The sequence below is a fragment of the Bradyrhizobium cytisi genome (genome assembly GCF_008123515.1).
GTDB classification, from domain to species: Bacteria; Pseudomonadota; Alphaproteobacteria; order Rhizobiales; family Xanthobacteraceae; genus Bradyrhizobium; species Bradyrhizobium cytisi.
Genome location: NZ_VSSR01000117.1, coordinates 1 through 6,386, shown reverse-complemented (window position 1 = coordinate 6,386; position 6,386 = coordinate 1). Strand labels below are relative to the sequence as shown.

At 51.6% G+C, this 6,386-nt stretch carries 6 protein-coding genes; 4 read left to right on the top strand and 2 right to left on the bottom strand.

Annotated features, from left to right (window positions below):
• Positions 1–511 (top strand): site-specific integrase (locus tag FXB38_RS40795; protein WP_148756529.1); only part of this gene is annotated, 511 nt, incomplete at its 5' end.
• Positions 512–960: 449 nt separating this feature from the next.
• On the opposite strand, the gene FXB38_RS43360 is transcribed toward FXB38_RS40795, so the two are convergent.
• Both FXB38_RS43360 and FXB38_RS40785 read right to left on the bottom strand, forming a co-directional pair.
• Positions 961–1,716 (bottom strand): hypothetical protein, encoded by a 756-nt coding sequence (locus FXB38_RS43360; RefSeq protein ID WP_187435501.1) that lies wholly within the window; start codon positions 1,714–1,716, stop codon positions 961–963.
• A gap of 414 nt (positions 1,717–2,130) precedes the next feature.
• Complete coding sequence (locus tag FXB38_RS40785) at positions 2,131–2,544, bottom strand: GNAT family N-acetyltransferase (RefSeq protein ID WP_187435500.1); 414 nt, start codon at positions 2,542–2,544, stop codon at positions 2,131–2,133.
• A 274-nt stretch (positions 2,545–2,818) separates the two neighbouring features.
• On the opposite strand from FXB38_RS40785, the gene FXB38_RS40780 reads away from it, so the two are divergent.
• From FXB38_RS40780 to FXB38_RS40770, 3 genes are all read left to right on the top strand, one after another.
• Entirely contained in the window at positions 2,819–3,919 is a 1,101-nt protein-coding gene (locus FXB38_RS40780; RefSeq protein ID WP_148756527.1) for a radical SAM/SPASM domain-containing protein, read from the top strand.
• Complete coding sequence (locus FXB38_RS40775) at positions 3,916–4,137, top strand: hypothetical protein (RefSeq protein ID WP_148756526.1); 222 nt, start codon at positions 3,916–3,918, stop codon at positions 4,135–4,137. The genes FXB38_RS40780 and FXB38_RS40775 overlap by 4 nt, the downstream gene beginning before the upstream one ends.
• 76 nt (positions 4,138–4,213) lie before the next feature.
• Positions 4,214–6,223: a RiPP maturation radical SAM C-methyltransferase gene (locus tag FXB38_RS40770; RefSeq protein ID WP_148756525.1), complete on the top strand. Its 2,010-nt coding sequence runs from the start codon at positions 4,214–4,216 to the stop codon at positions 6,221–6,223.
• Positions 6,224–6,386 lie beyond the last annotated feature (163 nt).

Here is a 6,386-nt window from a genome sequence, read left to right as displayed (position 1 = left end):
GAAGAGCCGAGAGCTGCTGCAGATATACGTTTTGATAGTAGCTTGCACCGGCTTCCGACCTGGAGAGGCGAACAATGTGAAAGTGCGGGATGTTCACCCGTTCAAGGACGAAAAAGGACGCAGCAATTATCGCTTCGTGGTGCGAGGAAAAACAGGCGAGCGGGATGCGATTGTCAGATCGGTCGCCGTCAAGCGGTTAGACAAATATTTGACAAAACGGCGGATGGAAAGTCCTGCTGGCTTGCTGTTCGCTATGCCAGATGGATCGCCGATCAGTACGCTCATTGACCAGCTTGATGCTGCGCTCAAGGAAGCTGGGGTCCAGCGGAGCACGTTCGGCGAAAAGTATTCCATCTATAGCTTGCGGCACTTCTATGCGGTGAATGCCCTGAGAAACGGCGTGGGAGTCTTCGAGGTTGCCCGCAACATGGGCACCTCGGTCGAAATCATACAGGAGTACTATGGGAAGCAGGCTACAGCTGCGGTGTTTGCGACGAGATTGGGGGATTAGCGGACGGGCTGGCCAGCAAAATTTTCACCATCGTGTTCGACTGCTGTTGAAAGAGCATTGCGCCTTCTTTGGAAAACGCAGCCGATAGTTCGACAAGCTCGTTCGGGGATCTTGCTTGGGTGCCTTCCGCTTCGTCGTAAGAGCAAGCAGGATAGGAAGATGTGATCGTGAAGCGCCCAACAGGCAGTGGGACAGGCGGAAGACCCGGCAGCCTTGCTGTCCCTAACACACTCGATCTGAACTGATTATGTTTATCGGCCTACGGTTGCGCTCAAAGAAGCGGGCGTCGAGCGGAGTGCGTAGGGTAAGAAGTACTCCATTTTCAGCCTTCGGCACTTCTATGCCGTCAATCCGGTTCGAAATGGCGTTGAAGCTGACTGGGAGACTGCGGAAATGCCTGTTGATTACGGCCGCTGCTTCAATACCCCAGTAGTGCGAGACCCACCCAACTAACAACGATTATCGAGCTGGCGACTGCCATGACTGACAAAATCGTTTTGGCAACCTTCGTGAGCCGCATTTGACACCTGCGATCCCTCGCCCCTATCGATCTTCCATCCAAGTCTCAGTTGCGTAAAGGCTGAAAACAAAGACTGAACGGACGAGGCAAAGAAGTTGTGGCCACCCTCACCGTCATCATACGATTGATCGACGATGTCGAACTCTCGATCGGTCGTCTGTCTTACAGAGATGTTCTGCGATTCAGTATCTGCATAGCCTCCGAAATCTAGGCGCCGTTTGTTATCGAATACGATCAATTCGCCGATTGTATTCCCTGAGAGTTTCTTTAACCCGAACCTTGCAAATACTTTACAGGCCTGCCCCGCCATTGCCGGCTCAGCTTTATCTACGTAGGCAAATGCGCCACTTACCGGATAGCCTGCGTGACTGTGCTTGAGCGTCAATCCTGCAAAGACTTGACCTGGAAGAAGCGAGAACCAAAGCAGGGCAACTGCTAATGTCCACAAGTAAGCCGTCGGCCTCATCGGGTTTCCTGCCGTTGAAACGAATCTGCGTTTTCTGCAATCATATCCCGTAATATCAAATCGTTCAGAAGCCAGGGCTCGGGGATTAGTTAGGCCTGGCATGCTCTTTTCTGAGATGACAGTGCTGGGGATCCTGACTGCCCAGTTTTCATATACAATGCCGCCTGCCAGGATATTCGGCTCGGCGGCATTGTACTTTCTGAAGATAGCCACGTTCAAGACGGATCGGCTTAGGCTGGTAAGAGACGCTTTATACGGTCACATGGGCAGAAAGCTTGAAGTGATCGGCTTGAAGGCTTCCTGCGCAAGGGTCCTATATAGTCGCAGACCACGAGAAGGATATCGCCGAGTACAAGAAGGCGTCCAACAGCAAGGATGCGGCCGGGGAATATGCCTCGGGTCAGACCGATGCTTTGCAAAAACATCTGGAGAGCGCAAAATCCTTGAAGGCGGGCATTAATCCAGCTCTGGCTGTGACGCCAGGCGGCTCGAAGTTCATTACGCTCATCCATCACCTTAATGCAGCGAGGAGAACCCGTTTGCAGCCTGCGGCTTTCAAGAGAAAAAAGCCCCACCGACCTCCAACCTTTGAAGCCTTCCTCCCACAACAGAATGACCGGCGCATGAAAGCCGTTAGCTCAAGATGATCCCGCATGAAAGGGCAGGCACAGTAATGGCCCCCATGTGTTGATAAAACTCCATCGCAGCTTGATTAGATTGTCTAGTCACCCACCATACGAATGCCTTCTTATCTGCGCGGGCTGCATCAGATACGCCGTCCAGCAATGCTCGCCCGAACCCGCTCTTCCGTTCCGCGGGGGTGACATATAGATCGCAAAGATGAACACCTTCGAGCGCCTCGCCGGGCTCATAGAAGTTCTGGTACAAAGCATAGCCGACAATAGTGCCACCAAGATCCGCAACGAGAATTCTAAGCCTCGGATGACTTCCCATCGCGTCTCGCCGAATTGCGCCCGCCGTGAGTTTGCCAGGTGGATCTCCTAGTTCACTCCTAAATGCACGCGCCATTCCAGCAATTGCGTCCACGTCTGCATCGCTCGCGTATCGGACAGACACAACTTGCACCGGCCTCATTCCTTTCGCGATCATTCATTGCCAGACCGACCTATAGCTCGCCTTCTGGCAGTGCGAACTGCCGGCATTCACTTTGGATCCGCGCTGCAACATGAGATGGCGGAACACACCAGGGCCTAAGAATCGGAAAGACAAGTTCTAGCGGCAGACATCTTTTGACTCTTCGCAGAAGGTGAACTACCCTACGTGAACATGGGAATGCTTTGCTACCCACTCGGGGGTAATCATGAGCGACGTTCCTGCTGGCCACGAGCTATACGAGATTCCGGAACAAGACGTGCTTGTTCTGAACTATACCATGGCTTGCCCCCTGTCCTGTGACTTCTGCTGTTACGGCTGTCATCCAGGTAGGAAGGAAAAAATTCCTTTCGAGAATGCCCGGTCGCTCATATCGCAGGCCTCCGAACTCACGAATTTTACCTCAGTTGGCTTCACAGGGGGAGAGGTTTTCACATTTGAAGATGAACTGTTTCAGCTTTCTCAGCATCTGAGATGTCTCTCGCTTCCGTTCACCATCGCCACTGCGGCGCATTGGGCCTACTCAGCTGAGAATGCCAACAGAGTAGCAGATATCCTCGTCGGCAACGGGCTACGGAGGATCAACATCAGTTATGATGACGCCCACGCAAAGTTTATACCCTCTCAATTCATTTGTTATGCAGCCGAAGCATTTGCGAAAAGAAGGACGCCTGTCTACATAATCGGAACATTTGGAAACCCCGATGCTTCGCTGGAGCGCATGCTTCCGGCGTTGTCAGATCGCGATTTCATCTCCCTGCGAACCAAGCGAATAGCTCGCGTCGGCCGAGCTGCCAAAGCCAAGATTAGCTACGACGATATCCTGCCGGAAGACCGAAACACGACCTGCTATCGACAGATCCATCATGACGTTGTCGTATTCTGGGATGGCAAAGTTTATCCTTGTTGTTCAACTTTCAACCGTTCCACGAAGGGCATATGTATTGGGAACGCTTTCGAAGAGCCGCTGCGCGACATCTGGGAGCGCATCGAGGGCTCACTGCTGTTGAAATTGATGAAGCGGCGTGGATTTGAGGCGCTTCTCGATACCTTATCTAAATATGATCCAGCGATATTGTCGAGCCTTCCGCGTCCGGATCAATTTCCTGGCGCATGTAGCTACTGTAACAAGCTCTTTGGTAACGAAAAGCTCGCGTCTATGATATTTAGCGCAGTTGCGAAATACGAATTAGATCAAATTATGACAGCCCGCGCCGCGCTCGTGGATCTACTTGGAGAAGGGAAGGTCGCGACCTTCTTGAGCCGATTGGAGTCAACTGCGACCGTCAATCAGGAGTCATTAGCATGAATAAAAGCGATGAACTGGATCACTTCAAAAAGAACATGTCGACGAATCCTGCGGCGAGAGCGAAGTTTATTGTAGGGATCCTTGGGATCCTCGAAGAGCAAGGAGTGGACATCAACGACCCCGCAGTTCTAAAAAAATTCGGCGTGCATATCGAGATCCCCGAAAAAAACATTCCACCTTCCGTCATGAGCACTAACATAATCACCGTGACCACTTAGAGATCGCAAAAATGGCGTACGGCCGATCCTGGGAGTGCCGTCCTGCGCATGATGATCTGTTAGCGATCGTTGTCCAATGCTGACAGATCATCGTGACGTTGTGCTCGGAGTGATGCCCTTTGGAGCGCTTCACACGCCTTCCCTGGGCGTCGGTCTGCTGCATGGACTCTTGATGAACGCCGGGAGATCGGTGAAGACGTGCTATTTCACGTTTGAGTTTGCAAAGTTGATTGGGCTCAGAACGTACGAACGAATTTCGGATGGTGAACCGTCGCGACAAGACTTGCTAGGTGAGTGGATCTTCAGCGGAAATCTTTTTGACCAAGATCGCCGTTCTGTCGAACAGTATATTTGCAAGATTCTAAAAGGCGCAGATTCCGATCATGCATTAAAGCGGTCGGGATGTGAAAAGATAACTGATCGTGAGATTGAGGATCTATTGAGGATACGATCGCTTACGGCTCAATTCCTCGAGGATTGCGCAATTCGTATTCTGTCCTATAGCCCCAAAATTGTCGGCCTTACGAGCATGTTCCAGGAGCACACTGCTGTTCTTTCGCTTGCCAAGCGCCTAAAGGTGCTCGATGAAAGAATAGTGACTGTAGTCGGCGGAGCCAATTGCGATGGTGAAATGGGGGCTCAAACATTAAAGTCATTCCCATTCCTTGATGCCGTAGTAAGCGGAGAAGCTGACGAGACATTTTGTCAGATGGTCGAGGCATTCATCCACGCACGATATTCCGATCTTGCGCAGTTGCCGGGAATCCACTTTCGCTCTAGGCCTTCTGTTGATAGCCCTCCGCAGATCCACCTCTCTTCCAGTCAATCTGTTGTTGAGAACCTAGATAAGGTTCCTTTTCCTAATTTTGACGACTTCTTTAGCGCAGCGAAGGCGGATTATGATGCAAATGCCGGTTTGTATGTAACGTTCGAAACTTCACGTGGATGCTGGTGGGGTGAGAAGCAGCACTGCACGTTTTGCGGCTTGAACGGTTCCTCGATGAATTTCAGGAGCAAGTCACCTGATCGTGCGCTTTCGGAGGTGACTTTCCTAGCCAACAAGTATCAAACCCGGAATTTTGCCGCTGCAGACAACATAATAGACTACCGATATTTTCGCACTTTGCTTCCGATGATGATCGAGCGGGGCATTGATTTGAACTTGGCATACGAAGTCAAGGCGAACCTAAAAAAGGACGAGATTTGTCTTCTCAAGAAGTGCGGTATTGAGCACATCCAGCCGGGCGTGGAGAGCTTTAGCACGCCGACACTGAAGATGATGAAAAAGGGAGTCACGGGCGTTCAGAACATTCAGCTGCTTAAATGGTGCAGGGAAATAGGAGTGGAAGCGAACTGGGGAATCTTGTGGGGCTTTCCCGGCGAAGATCCGGCAGAATACGAAAGAATGGCACGTCTGGTGCCGTTGTTAACTCACCTTCAGCCTCCTGGGGGAGTTGGGAGAATACGGCTGGATCGATTCAGCCCTAACTTTTCAAGCGCCCGGAAGTACGGGTTTTCAAACGTAGCCCCCGTCCCCTCGTATTCGCATGTCTATGATTTGCCCGAAGAAGATGTCCGCAATCTCGCCTATTTCTTTCGCTTCGATTACGGAGATAATAGAGATGTCGATCAATACGTTCATAGCTTGAAAGAGGCTGTGACGAAATGGCAGCATGAAGCTTGGTCTAGCGGGCTGTACGGCCTGTGGACCTCTGCATCGGTAATGGTTGTCGACCTGAGATCATGTTCGGCTGAAGATGTAGTCGACTATCGAGGGCTCGAGATGGAAGTGCTGCGAAGTTGTGAGCGGGCTGCGACAATCGGTGAGATAGAGAGCGAAGTGTTAGCGAGCGGCGGCTACTCCGAAAGTGACCTAGAGATAGCCCTTTCCCTTCTGGAAAATAGAAAGTTGCTGATCCATATGGACCAGAAGTATCTTTCTTTGTTGATCGACTTTTCTAAGTTTGCTCCATCGATCGCTGTTGAACGGATTATAGCGGGAATGGGCCGTCGTGATGCGACGGGGGGAAAATTGCCACCGTTTGGGATCAACGAGCCGGAACACGTGTCCGGAACTTCCGTGTGATGCGGTCCCGTCCGGCGAAAGATTCGTTCTAGGACCAGCTGCTCGCTCGCAACGCCGGATCTAGATCTAGAGTCACGGCGTCTGACATAGTCAACAAGCGGATCGCCGGATCGAAGGCCGGAGTTAGGGAAGACTTTATTCATGCAGCAGCTCTCGGCTCTTC

What these genes read in the sequence shown, in the direction of transcription:
- FXB38_RS40775 (WP_148756526.1), top strand. Translation starts at nt 3,916, where the DNA reads ATGAATAAAAGCGATGAACTGGATCACTTCAAAAAGAACATGTCGACG.
- FXB38_RS40780 (WP_148756527.1), top strand. Translation starts at nt 2,819, where the DNA reads ATGAGCGACGTTCCTGCTGGCCACGAGCTATACGAGATTCCGGAACAA.
- FXB38_RS40770 (WP_148756525.1), top strand. Translation starts at nt 4,214, where the DNA reads ATGCTGACAGATCATCGTGACGTTGTGCTCGGAGTGATGCCCTTTGGA.